Source organism: Acidisphaera rubrifaciens HS-AP3, assembly GCF_000964365.1.
In the GTDB taxonomy this organism is placed as follows: Bacteria; Pseudomonadota; Alphaproteobacteria; order Acetobacterales; family Acetobacteraceae; genus Acidisphaera; species Acidisphaera rubrifaciens.
In genome coordinates, this window is record NZ_BANB01000294.1 from 1 (window position 1) to 1,418 (window position 1,418).

The 1,418-nt window shown below is 71.8% G+C and carries 2 protein-coding genes; both read right to left on the reverse strand.

The genetic code is table 11. The features are described 5' to 3' along the window. Positions 1–318 (reverse strand): hypothetical protein (locus B8460_RS09795; RefSeq protein WP_048861414.1); only part of this gene is annotated, 318 nt, incomplete at its 3' end. A 238-nt stretch (positions 319–556) separates the two neighbouring features. Then, positions 557–805, reverse strand: coding sequence for a hypothetical protein (locus B8460_RS09800; protein WP_048861415.1), 249 nt, complete (start codon positions 803–805; stop codon positions 557–559). Positions 806–1,418: the final 613 nt, after the last annotated feature.

The following is a 1,418-nucleotide window of genomic DNA, read 5'->3' on the forward strand; positions in this document are numbered from 1 at the left end:
GGCCGCGACCCCCGCACCAACTCCGGTGGCCGCCCCGGCACCGCGCAGCGCGCTGACGATGCCGCCGAGCAGGGTCGCGTTCACCTGCATCAGCAGCTTGCGCGCCGTCTCCAGCCCGACCGCGAGCAAAAAGCCGCGCCACGCGCCGCCCACGACGATCAGGCTCCAGCGCACCAGCCGCCGATACGACAGCGGCGGCGTCTCCATCGCCCCGCCCGGCGGCGCGACCTCCGCCGCGCCCGCCAGCGCCATGCCCTTCGGCGCTCCGGCCGGCGGCATCCCCTTCGGCGCCCCGGCCGGCGGCATCGGCTTCGGCATGCCTTGGGGCGGTATGCCTGGGGGCGGCATCGCGGACGCCGTGTGGCTCATCGCCCCGCCCCGTCGTCGGACGCGCATGGCCTGGGCGCGCGGATCATCGACGCCCGGCCCGTACGCGCATCGTCACCGCCGGCCGCCGTGCCTGGGGGGACGGCGAGGGGGCCGGGCGGTGCCGGTCGCGGCGCGGTCGGCCGGAGGGGGGAGGGCCGGCCGCCGCCGTCGTCAGGATAGGCGGAGATCAGGCGCGGAAGGCGCGGCCGCAGGCGCCGCAGATGACGGTCTCGTAGAAATTGCTGTCGAGCCCGGTCGTCCAGCCGATATGGCCGCACCACGGGCACTGGGTCCAGCCGCTGTAGCGGTACTGACCCTCGACCTCGTCCTGCGGCGGCTTCGTCAGCAGCAGCGCGAACTTGCCGCTGGCGATCGCCGCCTGCGCCTCGTCGGCTTCCAGCTTCACGCCGCGCTTGACTTCGACCTTCTCGCTCATGTTCGTCTCCTCTCGGTTGGTCGTCCCTGTCCCGAAGCGGGATCAGCTGCCCGAAGCGCGACCCGCCGCGCTCCGGACATAGCCCATCATGCCTCGCGGCCCATGTCCCCGCTGTGAAATGTTTCGTGGTTCGTTGCTCACAAAACGGTGTCTTCTTGGTATCGACGGATCGCTCAATGCCAGCCATTTCAACGTCTCATCGTTGAGCGGCCGAGTGATGGGCAGTCCGTTGCGGATGCACGCAATCCGTAGTTGTATCGACTTCGCATCGGAGACAGTCTCATGCACGAACGAAACGAATTCAAGTGCGAAGCGGCCGACCCCGGCGCTGATCGGCTGGCGTCGGTCGTGCAGCTGCACCGGCACGGCGCGGCGCTGCTCGCGACCGGCGACCTCGCGGCGGCGGCCGGGGCGTGGACGCAGGCGCGCGGCCTGTGCGACGACGACACGCCGCCGCGCCTGCATGCCGCCCTGCTGCTCGATCTCGGCCGCCTGCGTCTCGCCCAGGGCCTGCCGGAGGCGGCGTCCCCCGTGCTCGACGCGGCGATCGTGCTGCTGCGCGGCCTGACCGACGGCGTCCGCGACCTCAGATCGGAAGAGCACACGTCTGAAC